This window comes from Agreia sp. Leaf335, assembly GCF_001423605.1.
Lineage (GTDB): Bacteria > Actinomycetota > Actinomycetes > Actinomycetales > Microbacteriaceae > Agreia.
Genome location: NZ_LMOQ01000001.1, coordinates 509,176 through 526,556, shown reverse-complemented (window position 1 = coordinate 526,556; position 17,381 = coordinate 509,176). Strand labels below are relative to the sequence as shown.

Below are 17,381 nucleotides of genomic sequence, written 5' to 3'. Positions count from 1 at the left end.
TCACGAGATGAGAGGAACGAGTCGGTCTTCGAGGCCCCACGCCTGCCCGTAGCCGCCTTCAGACTCGGGAGCCCGCATCAGCTCGAGATACGCGCGGGCCTCGAATGCCTCCGGGCCCAGAACGCCGACACCCGACCAGACGCCGGTACTTAGCAGCTCGAGTGCGATCACGGGGTTCAGCGCGGTCTGCCACACCACGCACTGGGCCTCGTACTCGCGCATCGTCCACTCGTTGTCGGCCACGTGGTAGAGGTAGACCTCGCGGGGGCGACCATCGACGCCGGTGCCCGTGACCCAGAGTCCGGCACACGTCTTGCCCGACATGCGCGGGCCGAGAGTCGCCGGGTCGGGAAGACCGGCAGCGACGACGTCGCGGGGCGCGACCTCGACAGGACCGCCCGACGAGCGCACCCGCACGGGCACGGTGGAGTCGAGACCGAGTTGATGCAAGGTCTTGAGAATGCCGATGAACTCGTTGCCCAGCCCGTACTTGAAGGTCACGCGCTTGGCGTCGACCCAGCGGGGCATGAGCAGGACCTCTTCGTGCTCGACGTTGACGCACTCGACGTCGCCGATGCCCTCGGGGAAGGTGAAGATCTCGGGCTCGGAGAACGGGGGCGTGGTGAACCAGCCGCGCTCCTTCTCCCAGACGACGGGAGGGTTCAGGCACTCCTCGATCGTGGTCCAGATCGAGAAGCTCGGGGCGAAGATCTCGTTGCCGGCCTCGTCGCGCACCACGAGGTTGGCACCGTCACGGGTGCCGAGCTCGTCGATCTCCGAGAAGAGGTGGTCGGCGGCGTAGCGGGCGAACACATCGCTGAGTCCTGGCTCCACTCCGATTCCGACGAGCGCGAGCCGTCCGGCGGTCTCCCAGTCGGCCGCCTGAGCGAACTGGTCGTCGCCGAGCTTGACGCCGGTCTCGGAGTGGGGGTCGGTGGGGTGCGGCTCCGACAGGCTCATCGCCATGTCGAGATAGTCAGCACCTGCGGCGAGCGCGCCCGCGAAGATCGTGGGCACGAACTTGGGCTCGACGGCATTCATCACGTGGCTGACGCCGTGCTTGCGAGCGACGTCTGCGACGTTGTCGGGGTCGGATGCGTCGATCGCGTCGACCGCGAATCGGCCGGCGACCTCGCTGCCGTGCTTCGACGCGATCCAGTCGACGGTGCGCTGGGCGCGCGAGACGTCGTAATCGGTCACCACGATCTGCTCGAAGAACGACCGCCGCGCTGCGATCTTGGCAATGGCGTCACCGACGCCGCCGGCACCGACCAGGAGAATTCTCATGGGTGAACGCTACCCCAGGCTCACCGCGCTCCACGAGACGGCGGGCAGGGTGATCGTGACGACGCCGTCGACGATTACGGCCGACGTGTTGGGGCTGAGCCCGACGCGATTCTGGTCGGCGAGAGTGTTCGCCGCGTAGACGTCGTCGTCGGCGAGCGTCGACGCCTCGAGCAGGCCCAGATCTCCCAGGGCGGCGACGTCGATCGTGACCGTGGCCTCCTCGGTCTCGCTGCGATTCACGAGGAAGACGGCGGCGGTTCCCGCTTCGGCATCGACCGTGGCGACAGCGTCGACGGTGGCGACGGTTCCGTACTCCTTGGTCTCGTGTGTGTCACTCTCGAGTCGCACCTCGAGAACCGTGCCCCGCGCGAGGCGCGAGGTGACCGCGAAGGGGAAGAACGTGGTCTGGCGCCACGAGTCGCCTCCCGGCTCGGTCATGATCGGGGCGATCACGTTGATGAGCTGGGCGAGAGACGCGGATTGCACGCGATCCGCGTGCTTGAGCAGCGAGATGAGCAGGCTGCCGAAGACGACGGCGTCGGCCACGGAGTACACGTCCTCGAGCAGCCGCGGTGCGACCGGCCACTCCTCGATATCGGTGATCCGGTCGACCTGCTGGTAGCGGTCGATGTACCAGACGTTCCACTCGTCGAACGAGATGTTGATCTGCTTCGACGAACGCAGCTCGGCCTTGACGCTGTCGGCCGTGGCCACGACCGACTCGATGAAGTGGTCCATGTTGACGCCGGAGGCAAGGAAACTCGTGAGGTCTCCCCCGCGCTCCTCGTAGTAGGCGTGGCACGAGATGTAGTCGACGTCGTCATAGGTGTGCTGCAGCACGGTGCGCTCCCACGATCCGAAGGTGGGCATCTGGGCGCTCGACGATCCGCACACGACGAGCTCGAGGCGCTCGTCGAGCTGGCGCAAAGCCTTCGCCGTCTGGCTCGCGATCTTGCCGTAGTCCTCGGCGCTGCGATGACCGAGCTGCCACGGGCCATCCATCTCGTTGCCGAGGCACCACATCGTGACGCCGAACGGCTCGACCTGACCGTTGGCGATGCGCTGGTCGCTCAGCGTCGAGCCCGAGCGGATGTTCGTGTACTCGACCAGGTCGAGGGCCTCTTCGACACCGCGCGTGCCCAGATTGATGGCGAGCATGAGTTCGCTGTCGACCTTCGCGAGCCACGACGAGAACTCGTGCAGTCCGATCTCATTGGTCTCGGTCGAGTGCCAGGCGAGGTCGAGGCGGCGCGGCCGGTCTTCTCGCGGCCCGACGCTGTCCTCCCACTTGAATCCCGAGACGAAGTTTCCGCCGGGGTACCGGATCGTGGTGGTGCCGAGCTCCTTCACCAGATCGATGACATCGCCGCGAAAGCCCTCGGCGTCGGCCGTCGGGTGGCCGGGTTCGTAGATGCCGTCGTAGACGCAGCGTCCGAGGTGTTCGACGAACGAGCCGAAGATGCGACGGTTGATCGCACCGACGGCGAAGTGGGGATCGAGGATGAGGCGTGCAGTGACCATGGGTGTCTCCCGAGTAGAAGGGGTGGAGAAGGATGGGTGTTGAGCGAGCAGCGATTACTTGAGAGCGCCGAGCGAGAGACCGCCCTGCCAGTACTTCTGCAGCGAGAGGAAGGCGATCACCAGCGGGATGATCGAGATGAGCGACCCGACCACGATGAGGGTGTAGAGCGAGGTTCCGCCGCCGTTGTTGGATGCCGCGAGCGCCTGCCAACCGCCCAGCCCGACGGTGACGGGGTAGAGATTCTGGTCGCTGAGAACGGCCAGCGGGAGGAAGTAGTTGTTCCACGTTCCGACGACCGAGAGCAGCAGCACGGTGACGACGGCGGGTCGCATCAGCGGCAGCGCGACCGTGAGGAAGGTGCGTAGCTCTCCCGAACCGTCGACGCGAGCCGCGTCGAGCAGTTCGTCGGGAACGGCGTCTGCCGCGTAGACCCGCATCAGGTACACGCCGAACGGGCTGAGCAGTGACGGCAGGATGACCGCCCAGATCGTGTTCGTGAGGTGCAGCTGAGACATCAGCATGAACGTCGGGATGACCAGCGCGGTGAGCGGCACCATCACCGAGCCGAGCAAGACGGCGAACGAGAAGTCTCGCCCCTTGAACGGGAACTTGGCGAAGCCGTAGCCCGCGAGAACCGCCAGGATCGTCGCGCCCACCCCACCGAGCAGGGAGTAGAGAGCCGAGTTGCCCAGCCAGCGGAAGTAGATGCCGCCCTTGTAGGTGATGAGCTCCTGGATGTTGGCCAACAGGTTGAAGTTCTTGTCGAACCACAGGGCGCCGCCCGTGCCCGTGAACAGTCCCTGCGGATCTTTGGTGCTGGCCACGAACAGCCACCACAGCGGAAGCAGGAAGTAGATGATCAGGGCCACGAGGAACACGTGCGCCGTGATGTTCGGCCTCTTCTTCGCCGTGGGAATTCTGGTGATGGTCGTCATGACAGTCCTCCCCGGCGCTTGCGGCTGGCGAATAAGAAGATGTACACCGCGATGAAGACCACGATGCCGAGCGAGAACGAGATGGTCGACGCGTAGTTGAACTGCGAGAAGCGGAAGGCGAGATCGAACGCGTAGATGTTGGGAGTGAAGCTCGACGTGATCGAGCCGTTCGAGATCGGCCTCAGCACCTGCGGCTCCGTGAAGAACTGCAGTGTGCCGATGAGGGCGAAGACGAGGATCAGCGCCATGGCGCTCGAGATCATGGGCACCTTGATGCGGAAGGCGATCTGACGGGGACCAGCGCCGTCGATACGCGCGGCCTCGTAGATGCTGGGGTCGATGCCTCGCAGCGCCGCGTAGATGATGATCATGTAGTAGCCGGCCCACTGCCAGACGACGATGTTGAGGAGCCCGCCGAAGATGTTTCCCGAACTCAGGATCTCGGGTGCGCTCTGATTGACCACCTTGAAGAGGTCGGTGAGCGGGCCGAAGGTCGGGCTGTAGAGAAAGCCCCACATGAGGGTGCCGACCACGGCCGGGATGGCGTAGGGCACGAAGATGGCGAGTCGTGCGAAGCGCGAGAGCCGCGTGGTGAGTGCGTCGAGCACGAGCGCCGCCGCCAGAGAGACGGCCATCTGGATAGGGATGAGGATGACCGCGAAGCGGATCACGAACCAGATGCCGGAGAGGAACTCGGGATCGGTGAACGCCTTGACGTAGTTGCCGGCCCCGGAGAAGGTCGTACCGGTGGCGAGACCCTTGGAGAAGAGGCTGAGGTAGAACGCGTAGACGAGGGGCGCTACGAGGAAGACGAGGAAGATCACTCCGAACGGAGCGATGAAAAGCCAGCCTATCCAGGGGCGACGCAGATTGCGGCGCCGGGACGGTGCTCTGAGCACGGCGGCGGGGTTGGTCATGTCAGTCCTTCTATCGACTGCGGGCGAGGTCTCGGGTGGGTGCCCTTCGACGGCTCAGGGAACGAGTGTTCCCTGAGCCGGTCTCAGGGGTGGAGCTGCGTTACTTGACGGTGAAACCCTGGGCCTTGGCGTAATCGGTCATCGTCTTCTGCAGATCATCGAGTGACTCCGATCCAGACTTGCTGCCGTCGATGATCGAGACCATCGACTTGGTCAGCTCCGAGTAGTAGTACGTCGTGAATGGGCTGTAGGTGTAGCCCTCGTACGCGTTCTCCGCCGGGATGTAGACGTCTTTGTTGGCCGTCTGGCCGTTGAAGAACTTGACGGGGGTGTCGGCGAATGCGTCAGAGGCGAGCATCTTCTGGTTGAGCGGGAAGATCGTCTGGGTGTCGACGCCGTCCTGCAGTTCCTCGTCGGATGCGTACAGCTCCTTGGCGACGGTCGCAGCGAGATCTTTGTCCTTGGCCTGCGTCGTGACCGCGAACGTCGACCCACCCCAGTTCACGGAGACGGGATTCGCCGGGTCCCACTGGGGAAGCGGGGCCGCCTTCCAGTCGGCGCCGTCTCCCTCGGTCGAGGCTCCGGCACCCGTCAGGTATCCGGGAGCCCACGCCGCCGAGACGTACGTGGCGTACGAGCCATTCGCCAGACCGCCGATGTAGTCGGTGTTGAACTGGTCCTTCGTGTCGACGAGGCCCTTTTTCACGAGGTCCTGCCAGTAGTCGGCGACCTTCTTGCTGCCGTCGTCGTTGAGATCGATGCCGATCTTCTGGGGGTCGGCCGACTCGTAGTCCCAGGCCGTCTGACCGTTCTGCGTCATCAGAGCGGTGAACCAGGCGGGCACATTGCTGCCGAAGTCACCCATGAACGGGCCGCCCGCGTCTTTCAGCTGTTGCGCCGCAGCGGCGTATTCGTCCCACGTCGTGGGAACCGCGATGCCGTACTTCGTGAAGATATCGGCGCGGTAGATCATGGCCATGGGGCCACCGTCGACCGGAATGGCGTAGACCGAGTCGCCGCTCGAGACGTCTTTCCAGGCTCCGGCGCTGAAGTTGGCCTTCACGTCGTCGGCGCCGTGCTCGCTCAGGTCGACGAGGGCATCCTGCAGGATGAAGCCGGGTACGACCTCGGCCTCGAGCATGACGACGTCGGGGGCACCCGTGCCGGCGGCGATCGCGGTGGAGAACTTGGCGTATTCATCGGCACCCTGGCCCGCATTCGACCAGCAGACCTGCACATCGTCGTGCGACTTGTTGAACATGTCCACGACCGTGTTGATGTTCGGGTACCACGCCCAGACAGACACCTGGGGGGCGTCTTTGTTGACGATCGTGTTGCTGCACGAGCCCGCGTCCCCGCCGGCGGAGTCGGTGCTGCCTCCTCCCGCACTGACATCGGGCGAGCAGCCGGCGAGAGTGACCAGGAGAGCGCCAGCGCTCACCACGGCCAGAAGTGATTTGGTCTTCACTGTGAATGGTTCCCTTCGAAAGAAGAACCGCGACGATGCTGTCGCGAGTTCGGTGGGGTGCGTCGTCTCCCTAGCGCAGCGAAGCACGCGCTGAGGCAGGAGAGGGGTGGGAGTGTTCGGCGAGAGAGCCTGCCCACAGGGTGCGGCATGTGACCATCAACGAATCCTCCTTGATTCGAGCAATCGATCATGGCGGGTGCCACCACATCGAATTTCTGTCATTTACAACGTTGTAAAGTAAACGTTGTAAAAGTGATTCTGCACTGCACTCGGATGGGTGTCAAGAGCGAGATTCTTTGCGCGGCTCAATCGACACAGAACGCGTCTATCGGGCTTCCCGGCGACGCGCACGTAGCACTCAGCGGCCTGTCAGTCGGCGCTCGACTCGCGTTGCACGACGCGGAACTCGGTCGCGAGATCCCGGGCCGGAGCATCCGAATCGGGATTCTCGATGCGCTCGAGCAGCAGAGCGACAGCGGTCTCGGCAATCTGATCCTTCGACGGATCGATCGTCGAGAGCGAAGGGATCGAGTATCGGGTCTCATCGATATCGTCGAAGCCGATCACGGCGACGTCGCCGGGAATCTGCAGGCCAGCCTCCTGCATCACGCGCATCGCACCCAGCGCCATGGAGTCGTTGAAGCCCACGAGGCCATCGAAGGCGACGCCCTCGGCGAGAAAGGCCCGCATGGCCTCGGCCCCGTCTTGCCGGTGCCAGCTGATGACCGGAATCACCAACGAGGGGTCGTACTCCACCCCGTGTTCTGCGAGGGCCTGCCTGTAGCCGTCGAGCCTGAGGCCGGCCGAGCCGACCACCTCGCCGGGATGCGCCCCGAGCGCGGTGATGCGTCGGCGCCCCAGAGACAGCAGGTGGTCGGTCGCCGCCCGGGAGCCCTCGATGTTCTGCATCGTCACATGGTCTTTCGGACCATTGAAGATACGGTCGCCGAGCAGCACCATCGGCATCGTGCCGTCGAGGTGATGCGCGTCTTCTTCGCCGAGCGCGAGCACGCTGTACAGGATTCCGTCGACGAGCTGCATGCGCGGCCCGCGCAGGATCTCGAGCTCTTCCTTCTTGCCCCCCGGCATCTGCTCGATGATCACGGACAAGCCTTTGGCCCGCGCGGCCCTCATGACCGCATCGGCGAGCTCGGCGAAGTAGGCGTTGCGCAGGTCGGGGATGAGCAGGCTGATCACTCCGGATCTGCCGGAGCGAAGGCTGCGCGCCGAGAGATTGGGCTGATAGCCGAGCTCGTCGATCGCCGCCTCGACCTTCGTTCTCGTGGCCGGCCGGATGTGCGGGTAGTCGTTGATGACGTTCGAGACGGTCTTGATCGACACGCCCGCCAGTCGGGCTACGTCATGCAGGGTTATGGCCACGGCTTGAGACTACAACGTTGCAGAAACTCCCACTATCGGGCACGAGCGAGCACGAAGCGGTGTCGCCGCTCGTTCTCTCGGAACAATCTGTTCGCCATAGGGGCCCACACGATCACGGCCACACCGACGCCGAGCAGCAGACCGCCGAAGGTGTCGCTCAGCCAGTGCGCGCCGAGATAGGTGCGGCTCAGGAGCATGAGGATCACGTAGACGATGCCGGCGACCCAGATCCAGCTGCGGCGCAGGATGATCGCGAGAACCACCGCCATGGTCGTCGCGTTGGCGACATGGCCGGATGGAAATGAACCGAAGTCGGCGTGCACCAGGATCTCCTCGGGCCTGGCCCTGCCGAAGAGGCTCTTCAGCAGTTGGACGAGACCGGCGGACAGCACCGTGGCCGCCGTGAAATACAGCGCGGCCCAGAACCTGCGAAACAGACAGAGCGCCGCGATGATGGCCATCGGAACAATGAACACGCCGATGACGCCGCCCCCGAGGTAGTTCATCGCCAGCGACGGGATCTCCCACACGGGCGAACGGTGCTCGAGGATCTCGTCCATCCACTCGGTGTCGAAGCCGAGGGGGTTGCCGGCGCCGCGCAGCATCACGAGCGCACCGATCAGCACCGCCACGACTAGAACGGCGAAGGCACTGACAAGTGGCCAGAACCTCTGCACCTTGCGGGTCTTCTGGTCGGTGCTCGGCTGCGCGCTCTCGCCGGGAGGGTCGTTCGTCATTCCCCGACCGTACCGGTTGCGTCGAAAACGCGCGCAGGGCTTGCGATCGGCGTCAGCGCCCCAGCGCGGGCACGGTCGACGGACGCACGATCACCCAGAGCGACACCACGGCCACGGCCGCCGTGACCGCCATCACGGCTCCCATGGGTACGGCGCTGGTGATGCCGAGAAAGCCGACGATCGGAGAGATGAGCCCGGCGAGACCGAAGTTCACGGCGCCGAGGAGCGACGCCGCCGTGCCCGCTTCGTGACCGTGTCGGTCGAGTGCGAGAACCTGCACGCACGGGAAGCCGAAGCCGCACGACGCGATGAAGAACCAGAGCGGGATGAGGATTCCGATCAGGCCCGCGCCGGCCGAATCGAGGACCACGATGGCGATGGCGCAGAGCAGCATCATCGTGGTCGTGCCCGCCAGAATCCACTGCGGAGCCACGTACTTCGTGAGCCGCGCCGAGATCTGCGTGCCCGCAGCGATGCCGATCGAGTTGACCGCGAACAGCAGACCGTACTGCTGGGGATCGAGCTCGTAGACGAGCTGGAAGAGGAACGACGAGGCCGAGAGGTAGGTGAAGAGACCCGCGAACGTCATGCCGCCGATCAACGCGACGCCGATGAAGATGCGGTCGGTGAGCACCGATCGATAGCGCTGGCGCAGGGTCGAGTGGCCGGCGTCGTGCGGGCGCTCCTTGGGCAGCGTCTCGACGATCCACAGCCAGACCGCGACCACGACGAGCACCCCGTAGATGGCGAGGGCCCAGAAGATTCCCCGCCAGTCGGTGAAGCGCAGCATCTGCGACCCGATGAGCGGAGCGAGCAGCGGCGCGAGGGTGGTGATGAGAGCCAGCCGCGACAGCATGCGCACCAGCGGGCGACCTCCGAACAGGTCGCGCACCATCGCCATCGCGACGACTCCGCCGGCCGCGGCGCCCGCGCCCTGCAGAACACGGAAGATGCCGAGCGTCACGATCTCCGGAGCAACCGCGGCTCCGACGCAGGCCGCGATGTGCAGCAGGGTCGCGACGATCAGGGGAATCCGTCGCCCGACCTTGTCGCTCCACGGGCCGACGACGAGTTGACCGAGGGCGAATCCGATCGTGGTGCCGGTGAGCGTCAGCTGAATCGCACCCGCCGAGACCCCGAGGTCTTGCTCGAGAATGGGGAACGCCGGCAGGTAGAGGTCGATCGTCAGGGGGCCCAGCGCCGTGAGCCCGCCGAGCAGCAGAACGTAGACGAGGCGCTGGCGGCGCGACAGTGCGTCGCCCGGGTGGACGACGGTGATGGAGTCGGTGGTCACAGGTTTCCTTGCGCACGTCGGTGCAGTGGACGAATGGCAACTACCTTACCGAATCGATTCGACTTCCGATTCGGATTCTCTGCATCTCGTTCTGGGATGGCCCCTCAGCGGCCTTGGAAGCGCTCGGCCAGGGCGGCACTCGCGACCTCGGCCCACCGCTCCGCCTCCGCCTGCGCGCTCTCGGCGGAGCCCGCGAGCGCGGCGAGCGACACTGCATCGACGAACTGCTCGGTCGACGCCGAGATGACGCCGGCGATCAGGCTGACCTCCGTCGCACTCGGGGCGGCCGCGGCCAGCACGGCCGATACGACCTTGCCGGATGCCGACTGAGAATCGAAGCTGCCCTCGCCCGTGACGACGGCGTGGCATGACGCGAGCGCGGCGGCGAGCCCGCTCATCTCGGCTATTCCGGTCGAACCCGCAACGAGCGCCGCGCCCCACGCGAGAAGACCGAATCCCACTCCCCCTGCGGCTCCCGCACCCGGATGCGACGGGTCGACACCCGCACGCCCGGAACCGACCGCGTCTCGATCCAGAACTCGAGCGAACGTCGCCAGACCGCGCTCGAGCGTACGCGTCGACCTCTCGGTCGAGGCCCCCTTCTGCGGTCCGTATATCGCGGCCGCGCCGGTCGCGCCGAGCAGGGGGTTCGTCACGTCGCACAGCACCTCGACCCCGTCGGGCGGCAGAGGCCTCATCGACCGGAGGTCCGCAGAAACGAGGTCGTGCAGCCCGCGGTTGCCCGCGCGCACGGGCCGACCCGCGGCATCCAGAAACCGGGCGCCGAGCGCATCGAGAACCCCGGCTCCGCCATCGGTCGACGAGCTGCCGCCGATGGCGAGCACGAGCCTTCGCACCCCGTACTCGAGCGCGGCGACGATCGCCTGACCGAACCCGCGGGAATGGGCGTCGTCGGGGCGGAGCGCGCCCAGCAGCGTCAGCCCGCTGGTGCTCGCCAGCTCGATCACCCCCGTGCCATCGGCCAGCAGAAGCCAACTCGCGTCGACGGCGAGGTCTCTGGGCCCCGCCACCCGCACGGGTATTCGCGTCGCCCCCGGCACCGCGGCCTCGACGGCGTCGAGCGTACCCTCGCCGCCGTCGGCCATCGGCTTGAGCACCAGCGTGTCGAGCGGGCGAACGGAAGCCCACCCTCGAGCCATCGCGGCTGCCGCTTGTCGCGCCGTCAGCGAGCCCTTGAAGGAGTCCGGTGCGAACACGATCGTCGACGGCGCGGTCATGATCGCCACGTTAGTCGGTGAGCTGTTATCCGAGTGCCCCGGCGGGGTCGGCGAGCACCGGAGCGAACGCGAGCTCGGCCGCTCCGACCATCAGAAGGCGCGTGCGCAACTGGGCACGCTCGAGCGTGACCCCGTCGCCGAGAGAGCCGAACGACGCTCGGCGAATCCCTGCCTGCAGGCGCTCGGGGTTCGCCGCGTACAGCGATCCCAGGAAGCCGCCGAGGATGATCGACGACGGGTTGAAGATCGACACGAAGTTGCCCAACGCCGTGCTGAGCACGTCGAGCTGGCGGTCGATCTCGTGACGCACGGTGTCGTCGGCGGCGGCCACGAGCATCCGGTCGAACTCGTCGCCGTCGACCGGCGCGGTGCCGAGCACATCGAGGAGCCGGGCGAGGCTGACCTCGGTCTCGAGGCATCCGCTCTTTCCGCAGAAACAGGTGACCCCGTCGCTGTTCACGAGCGTGTGGCCGAGCTCGCCGGCATAGCCCTGCGCGCCTCGCAAAGCGTTGCCCGCCACCAGCACGCTGCCGCCGATGCCCGACGTCGATCCGTTGAGGTAGACGATGTCCTCCACGCCGCGGCCCGCCCCGAACAAACTCTCAGCGACCAATCCGAGCTGGGCGTCGTTCGCCGCGAAGGCCGGGATGCCCAGGGCCTCGGCGACCGGCTCCGCGAGGGGCTGGTCGTTCCAGAGCAGGTGCGGCGCGAGGGTGACGACACCGTCTGAGCTGCGCACCAGACCGGGCACCGCGATGCCCACGCCCACGACGACCTGGTCGTCGGCAAGGCCAGCGACGAGGCTCGAGACCTCTCGTCGCACGATCGCCACCGTCTCGTCGATACCCGGCGCCCGCGTGGTCTCGTGGCGAACGCGGGCGAGCACCCGGCCGCCCAGCTGCACGAGGCCGATGGTAACGGCGTCGAGGTCGGGGTTGACCGCCACCGCGAGGAGGCGGTCGGTGAGGTGGACGAAGGGGCTGGGCCTGCCGACCGTGCCCGGGTCGGTCTGCTGCGTCTCGTAGACCAGCCCCAGGTCGCCCAGCTCGCCCACCAGCGCGGCGATCGTGGAGCGGTTCAGGCCCGTTGCGCGGGTGAGCTCCGCACGGGTGCGCGACCCGCTGTGGTGCAGCAGGGTCAGGACGGTCGAGAGATTGTGCCGCCGCGCCTGGTCATTGCTGTTGCCGATCCGGCTGAGCGGGGCGGGCTGCTCGACGCTCACGTGCTCCCCCTCGCCGACCGCGGCAGGGCGCTGCTGTCTCGTCTATTCTGACTCACCCGCGCGGCTGACCGACCCGCCCGGCGTCGCCGCGGGCGAAGCCGGCGGGGTCGTCGAGCAGACCCGCGAAGGCGAGTTCCGCCGCGCCGACCATGATGATGCGCGAGCGCAGGCTGGCCTTCTCGATGACCACGCTGTGACCCATGCTGCTCATGGAACGCAGCCGAACGGCATCCGCCAGTCTTTCGCGCCCGACGCTGAGGAGCGACGCGAGGAACCCGCCGAGGATCACGATCTCGGGATCGAACATGTTCACGAAGTTGGAGATGGCCTCGGAGAGCATGTCGATCTGCCGTTGCACCTCGCGCATGACCTTCGGGTCGCGGGAGACACCGAGCGCGATCTCGAGCTCATCCTGATCGGCCCGGGGAAGCTTGAGCACGGCGAGGAGCCGGCTGAGGCTCACCTCGGTCTCGAGGCATCCGGTGCGGCCGCAGTGGCAGCGCGAACCCATGTTGTTCACCAGGGTGTGGCCGAGCTCGCCCGCGTAGCCGCTCGTGCCACGCAGCGGAGAGCCGCCGATGATGAGTCCCCCTCCGATGCCGCTCGCGCTGCCGTTGAGGTAGACGAGATCGTCCATGCCGCGGGCGATGCCGAACAGACTCTCGGCGATGGCGCCGAGGCTCGCGTCGTTGCCGGCGAACACCGGGTAGTCCAGCGCCTTTGCGAGCGCCGCGGCGAGAGAGGCGTCGCGCCATCCGAGGTGCGGGGCGATGAGCACCCGCCCGTCTTTCGAGTTCACCAGCCCGGGAACGGCGACGCCCACGCCGGCGACCCTGAAGCTCGACTCGATCTCGCCGCGCATCCCGTCGACGATCGCCTTGACGACGTTGACCGTCTCGTGCACCGTCGGCACCCGAACGGTGTCGTATCGGATGCGGCGGATCACCTCGCCGCCGAGCCCGACGATGCAGACGGTGATGGCGTCGACGTCGGGGTAGACGGCGAGCGCCACGATGGCCGGATTCGGAAAGACCTGCACGCTGGGGCGACCGACCCGGCCGGAGACCGACTCGGGCTCGCCCTCGAAGGCGAGCCCGAGCTCGACCAGCTCGGCGACGAGCGCCCCGACCGTGGAGCGGTTCAACCCCATGCGCCGCGTGATCTCCGCCCTCGAGCAGCCGCCCGAGTGATGGATGAGCGTCATGACCATCGACAGGTTGTAGCGCCTGAGCTGGTCGTTGCTCGAGCCGCCCCTGCTGCCGAGGGCGAGTGATGCCGTACTCATCCGACCTCACTCTCCCCTCGTGGTCTCGATATGCGGGCTCCGGATCAGCGTCCGCCTGCGCGCCGCTTGTTGAAGATATCGAATGCGACGGCCAACAGCAGAACGAAGCCCTTGATGGCCATCTGCCACGCGGCATCGACCGACAGGATAGACAGTCCCATGTTGAGAACGCCCATCACGAGACCACCGATGACGGCACCCACCACGGTACCCACGCCACCCTGAACGGCCGCGCCTCCGATGAAGACGGCCGCGATCGCATCCAGCTCGTAGTTCTGACCTGCCGATGCGACGGCACCGCCGGCACGGGCGGTCGAGACGACGCCGGCGAGGCCGGCGAGAATGCCCATGTTCACGAAGATCAGGAAGTTGACCCGCTTCGTCTTGACACCGCTCATGACGGCGGCGAACAGGTTGCCGCCCATGGCGTAGACGTGACGGCCGAACACCGAGCGGTTGAGCAGGAAGGTGTAGAGCAGGATCAGGACGGCGAGGATGATCAGGATGATCGGGGTTCCGCTGTAGTCGGAGAGCAGCCAGGTGAACGCGAGGATGGCGACCGCCGCGATGCCGTTCTTGATCCAGAACGACACCATGGGCTCGCGAGGCAGGTCGAGCTTGCGCAGCGTGGCCCGCGAGCGCAGACCCTGAGCCAGCAGCACGACCACGGTCAGGACGCCGAGAACGAGGGTGAGCACGTCGCGGCCGGCGACCTCGCCGAGCCATGCGGGAAGCCATCCCGCGCCGATCGCAGTGAACTCGGCGGGGAGACCGCTGATCGTTCCGCCGGTGAGCAGCACGAGTGTGAGGCCACGGAAGATGAGCATGCCCGCGAGCGTCACGATGAACGCGGGTATGCCGACGTAGGCGACCCAGAATCCCTGCCAGGCGCCGACCACACCTCCCACGACCAGAGCCAGGATCACGGCGGCCCACCACGGGAAGCCCCAGGAGTTCATGCTGATGGCGGAGACCGCTCCGACCATGGCCACGACCGAGCCGACCGACAGGTCGATGTGGCCGGCGATGATCACGATCACCATGCCAATGGCGAGGATCAGAACGTAGGCGTTCTGCTGGATCAGGTTGTTCACGTTGCCGGGCAACAGGAGGCGGCCGTTCGTCATGATCTGGAAGAGGATGACGATGACCGCGAGGGCCGCCAGGATGCCGTACTGCCTGAAGTTGATGGAGAGCTTGGGTATGCGCCGTTTTCCGGGCACCGGGGGTGTGAGGGTGGGGGTTGTCGTGCTCATCGGGGTCAGTCCTTTCCCGCGGTCATGTAGTGCATGAGGGTTTCCTGGGACGCGTTCTCGCGGGAGACCTCACCAGTGAGTTTTCCCTCCGAGATCGCATAGATACGGTCGGCGAGTCCGAGCAGCTCGGGCAGTTCGCTCGAGATCACGACAACGGCTTTGCCCTGCGCGGCGAGCTCGTTGATGATGCCGTAGATCTCGTACTTCGCTCCCACGTCGATGCCTCGCGTGGGTTCGTCGAGAATCAGCACGTCGGGGCCCGCGAAGATCCACTTCGACAGCACGACCTTCTGCTGATTCCCGCCCGACAGCTTGCCGGTGATGGAGGCGACGCTGGGCGCCTTGATGTTCATCTTCTCGCGGTAGGAGTCGGCCACCTTGTACTCACGGTGGGAGTCGACGACGCCGGCCTTCGCGAGTTTGGCGAGGGCCGCGGCCGACACATTCACCTGGATGTCGCCGATCAGGTTGAGGCCGTACTTCTTGCGGTCTTCCGTGGCGTAGGCGAATCCGTTGTGGATCGCCTCGTCAACGGTGCGATTCTGGATCTCGACGCCGTTCTTGAAGATGCGCCCCGAGATGTTGGTTCCGTAGGAGCGGCCGAAGATGCTCATGGCCAGCTCGGTGCGACCGGCGCCCATAAGACCCGCGAATCCCACGATCTCGCCGGCCCGCACGGTGAACGATGCGCCGTCGACCACCACCCGCGAGGTGTCGACCGGGTGGTACACGGTCCAGTCTTCGACGCGCAGCACCTCGTCTCCGATGTTGGAGTCGCGGGGCGGGAACAGGCTGTTGAGATCGCGGCCGACCATGGCGCGGATGATGCGCGCCTCGGTCGCGTCGGGCCCGTCCATCGGGATGGTCTCGATCGTCCGGCCGTCTCGGATCACCGTGACGGTGTCTGCGATCCTCTTGATCTCCTTCAGCTTGTGGCTGATGATGATGCAGGTGATGCCCTGCATGCGCAGGTGATCGATCAGGCTGAGCAGGTGAGCCGAGTCCTCGTCGTTGAGGGCCGCGGTGGGCTCATCGAGGATGAGCAGCTTCACCCGCTTCGACAGCGCCTTCGCGATCTCCACGAGCTGCTGCTTGCCGACGCCGAGTTCGAGGATCTTGGTGGCGGGGTTCTCGTCGAGGCCCACGCGGGCCAAGAGGAGGGCTGCCTCGCGGTTGGTCTTGTTCCAGTCGATGACTCCCCGGCTCGAGAGTTCGTTGCCGAGAAAGATGTTCTCGGCAATCGACAGGTAGGGGCTCAGCGCGAGCTCCTGGTGGATGATCACGATGCCCTCGTGCTCACTGTCGTTGATGCTTCTGAAGGCCACCTCGTGGCCCTCGAATTCGATCGACCCGCCGAAGCTGCCCGCGGGATACACCCCGGAGAGCACCTTCATCAGGGTCGACTTGCCCGCGCCGTTCTCGCCGCAGATCGCGTGGACCTCGCCTCGCCGCACGGTGATCGAGACACCGTCGAGCGCCTTCACTCCACTGAAGTCCTTGACGATGTCGTTCATGCGCAGAATCACGTCGTGCTGCTGCACGCTGTCGCTCACGCTGTCCTGGATGCTCATCGGGCTCCCTCCTTTTCACATCTGTCTGAGATCGTCGGCTCCACGCCGACGGAGAAGGTCGGCCCCGCCATCGTGGCGGGGCCGACCGGGTGGAACTTTAGAGTCCGACGTCGGACGCCTTGAGGAAGCCGGAGTCGATCAGCTTCGTCTGCACGTCGTCCTTGACGACGACCTCGGGGTCGAGCAGGTACGAGGGAACGACCTTGTTGCCGTTGTCGTACGTCTCGGTGTCGTTGACCTCGACCTCTTCGCCTGCTGCGATCGACTTGATCATCTGGAAGACGCGGTCGCCGAGGGCGCGCGTGTCCTTCCACACGGTCATCGACTGCTCGCCGTCGAGGATCGCCTTGACGTTGGCCTTGTCGGCGTCCTGTCCGGTGATGATCGGGTACGCGTCGCCGGGCGTGTAGCCTGCCGACTTCAGCGAAGCCTCGATGCCGATGGCCAGGCTGTCGTTCGGGGAGAGGACGACGTTGACCTTCTGGTCACCGGTGTAGAACGACGACAGACGGTTGTCCATCTCGGCCTGGGCCTTGTCGCTCGCCCAGCCCTGGATACCGATCGAGGCCCAGTCGTCATCGCTCTTCGGCGCCTTGCCGCTGGGGACGACCAGCTGGCCCTTCTCCACGTACGGCTGCAGGACATCCCACGCACCGGAGAAGAAGAACTTGGCGTTGTTGTCGTCGGGGCTGCCGGCGAAGGGCTCGAGGTTGAACGGGCCCTTGCCGTCCTTGAGGCCGAGCTGCTCTTCGATGTACTGGCCCTGCAGGGTGCCGACCTTGTAGTTGTCGAAGGTGGCGTAGTAGTCGACGTTGTCGGTGCCGTTGATCAGGCGGTCGTACGCGATGACGGTGGCGTCCTGCTTCTTCGCCTCGTCGAGCACGGGAGCGAGGACCTTGCCGTCGATGGCCGCGATCACGAGGATCTTCGAGCCGCCGGCGACCTGGTTCTGGATCTGGCTGATCTGCTGGTCGGTCTTGTTGTCGGCGTACTGGAGGTCGACGGTGCAACCGGCGCCCTCGAGGGCCTTCTGCAGCTGCTCGCCGTCGTTGATCCAGCGCTCGAGCGAACGCGTGGGCATCGAGATGCCGACGTTGCAATCCTTGATCGCATCACCGGATGCGCCGTCGGACGTCGCGGGGCTGCTCGCACATGCGGCGAGTGACAGAGCCACCGCTGAAGTGGCGAGAACGGCCAGGAGCCGTCTCGTGGGTTTCGTGGTCATGGTGCTTTCCTCTCTGAATGCTGCCAGGGTCCGGCCCGATCGAT

At 66.0% G+C, this 17,381-nt stretch carries 14 protein-coding genes; all 14 read right to left on the bottom strand.

The genetic code is table 11. From position 1 onward, the window contains the following. Entirely contained in the window at positions 1–1,287 is a 1,287-nt protein-coding gene (locus tag ASF79_RS02570; protein WP_055851589.1) for a saccharopine dehydrogenase family protein, read from the bottom strand. 9 nt (positions 1,288–1,296) lie between these two features. Then, entirely contained in the window at positions 1,297–2,808 is a 1,512-nt protein-coding gene (arfA, locus tag ASF79_RS02565; RefSeq protein WP_055851586.1) for an arabinosylfuranosidase ArfA, read from the bottom strand. Between the two features lie 54 nt (positions 2,809–2,862). Beyond that, positions 2,863–3,744 carry a carbohydrate ABC transporter permease gene (locus ASF79_RS02560; RefSeq protein ID WP_055775930.1) on the bottom strand — a complete coding sequence of 294 codons (882 nt, stop codon included), beginning with the start codon at positions 3,742–3,744 and terminating at the stop codon, positions 2,863–2,865. Beyond that, positions 3,741–4,661, bottom strand: coding sequence for a carbohydrate ABC transporter permease (locus tag ASF79_RS02555; protein ID WP_055775933.1), 921 nt, complete (start codon positions 4,659–4,661; stop codon positions 3,741–3,743). The genes ASF79_RS02560 and ASF79_RS02555 overlap by 4 nt, the downstream gene beginning before the upstream one ends. 100 nt (positions 4,662–4,761) lie before the next feature. Continuing rightward, entirely contained in the window at positions 4,762–6,129 is a 1,368-nt protein-coding gene (locus ASF79_RS02550) for an ABC transporter substrate-binding protein (RefSeq protein ID WP_055775938.1), read from the bottom strand. Positions 6,130–6,498: 369 nt separating this feature from the next. Continuing rightward, complete coding sequence (locus ASF79_RS02545; RefSeq protein ID WP_055851582.1) at positions 6,499–7,509, bottom strand: LacI family DNA-binding transcriptional regulator; 1,011 nt, start codon at positions 7,507–7,509, stop codon at positions 6,499–6,501. A gap of 32 nt (positions 7,510–7,541) precedes the next feature. After that, positions 7,542–8,246, bottom strand: a complete 705-nt coding sequence (locus tag ASF79_RS02540; protein WP_055851580.1) for a phosphatase PAP2 family protein — start codon at positions 8,244–8,246, stop codon at positions 7,542–7,544. 52 nt (positions 8,247–8,298) lie between these two features. Then, the gene (locus tag ASF79_RS02535; RefSeq protein WP_235480479.1) at positions 8,299–9,540 is read right to left on the bottom strand and encodes a multidrug effflux MFS transporter; all 1,242 of its coding nucleotides are present in this window, start codon (positions 9,538–9,540) and stop codon (positions 8,299–8,301) included. A gap of 104 nt (positions 9,541–9,644) precedes the next feature. Then, complete coding sequence (locus ASF79_RS02530) at positions 9,645–10,778, bottom strand: glycerate kinase (protein ID WP_055853032.1); 1,134 nt, start codon at positions 10,776–10,778, stop codon at positions 9,645–9,647. Between the two features lie 25 nt (positions 10,779–10,803). Beyond that, the gene (locus ASF79_RS02525) at positions 10,804–12,000 is read right to left on the bottom strand and encodes an ROK family transcriptional regulator (RefSeq protein ID WP_235500607.1); all 1,197 of its coding nucleotides are present in this window, start codon (positions 11,998–12,000) and stop codon (positions 10,804–10,806) included. Positions 12,001–12,052: 52 nt separating this feature from the next. Further along, positions 12,053–13,285, bottom strand: coding sequence for an ROK family transcriptional regulator (locus tag ASF79_RS02520; protein ID WP_055775950.1), 1,233 nt, complete (start codon positions 13,283–13,285; stop codon positions 12,053–12,055). Between the two features lie 44 nt (positions 13,286–13,329). Continuing rightward, the gene (gene mmsB, locus ASF79_RS02515; RefSeq protein ID WP_055851578.1) at positions 13,330–14,541 is read right to left on the bottom strand and encodes a multiple monosaccharide ABC transporter permease; all 1,212 of its coding nucleotides are present in this window, start codon (positions 14,539–14,541) and stop codon (positions 13,330–13,332) included. A 5-nt stretch (positions 14,542–14,546) separates the two neighbouring features. Then, the gene (mmsA, locus tag ASF79_RS02510) at positions 14,547–16,112 is read right to left on the bottom strand and encodes a multiple monosaccharide ABC transporter ATP-binding protein (RefSeq protein ID WP_055775956.1); all 1,566 of its coding nucleotides are present in this window, start codon (positions 16,110–16,112) and stop codon (positions 14,547–14,549) included. A 97-nt stretch (positions 16,113–16,209) separates the two neighbouring features. Then, entirely contained in the window at positions 16,210–17,337 is a 1,128-nt protein-coding gene (gene chvE / locus ASF79_RS02505) for a multiple monosaccharide ABC transporter substrate-binding protein (RefSeq protein WP_055851574.1), read from the bottom strand. Positions 17,338–17,381: the final 44 nt, after the last annotated feature.

Bases quoted from the DNA above. Each gene is read 5' to 3' on its own strand.
- ASF79_RS02560 (WP_055775930.1), bottom strand. From the start codon at position 3,744: ATGACGACCATCACCAGAATTCCCACGGCGAAGAAGAGGCCGAACATC.
- ASF79_RS02520 (WP_055775950.1), bottom strand. From the start codon at position 13,285: ATGAGTACGGCATCACTCGCCCTCGGCAGCAGGGGCGGCTCGAGCAAC.
- arfA (WP_055851586.1), bottom strand. From the start codon at position 2,808: ATGGTCACTGCACGCCTCATCCTCGATCCCCACTTCGCCGTCGGTGCG.
- ASF79_RS02530 (WP_055853032.1), bottom strand. From the start codon at position 10,778: ATGACCGCGCCGTCGACGATCGTGTTCGCACCGGACTCCTTCAAGGGC.
- ASF79_RS02555 (WP_055775933.1), bottom strand. From the start codon at position 4,661: ATGACCAACCCCGCCGCCGTGCTCAGAGCACCGTCCCGGCGCCGCAAT.
- mmsB (WP_055851578.1), bottom strand. From the start codon at position 14,541: ATGAGCACGACAACCCCCACCCTCACACCCCCGGTGCCCGGAAAACGG.
- chvE (WP_055851574.1), bottom strand. From the start codon at position 17,337: ATGACCACGAAACCCACGAGACGGCTCCTGGCCGTTCTCGCCACTTCA.
- ASF79_RS02570 (WP_055851589.1), bottom strand. From the start codon at position 1,287: ATGAGAATTCTCCTGGTCGGTGCCGGCGGCGTCGGTGACGCCATTGCC.
- mmsA (WP_055775956.1), bottom strand. From the start codon at position 16,112: ATGAGCATCCAGGACAGCGTGAGCGACAGCGTGCAGCAGCACGACGTG.
- ASF79_RS02540 (WP_055851580.1), bottom strand. From the start codon at position 8,246: ATGACGAACGACCCTCCCGGCGAGAGCGCGCAGCCGAGCACCGACCAG.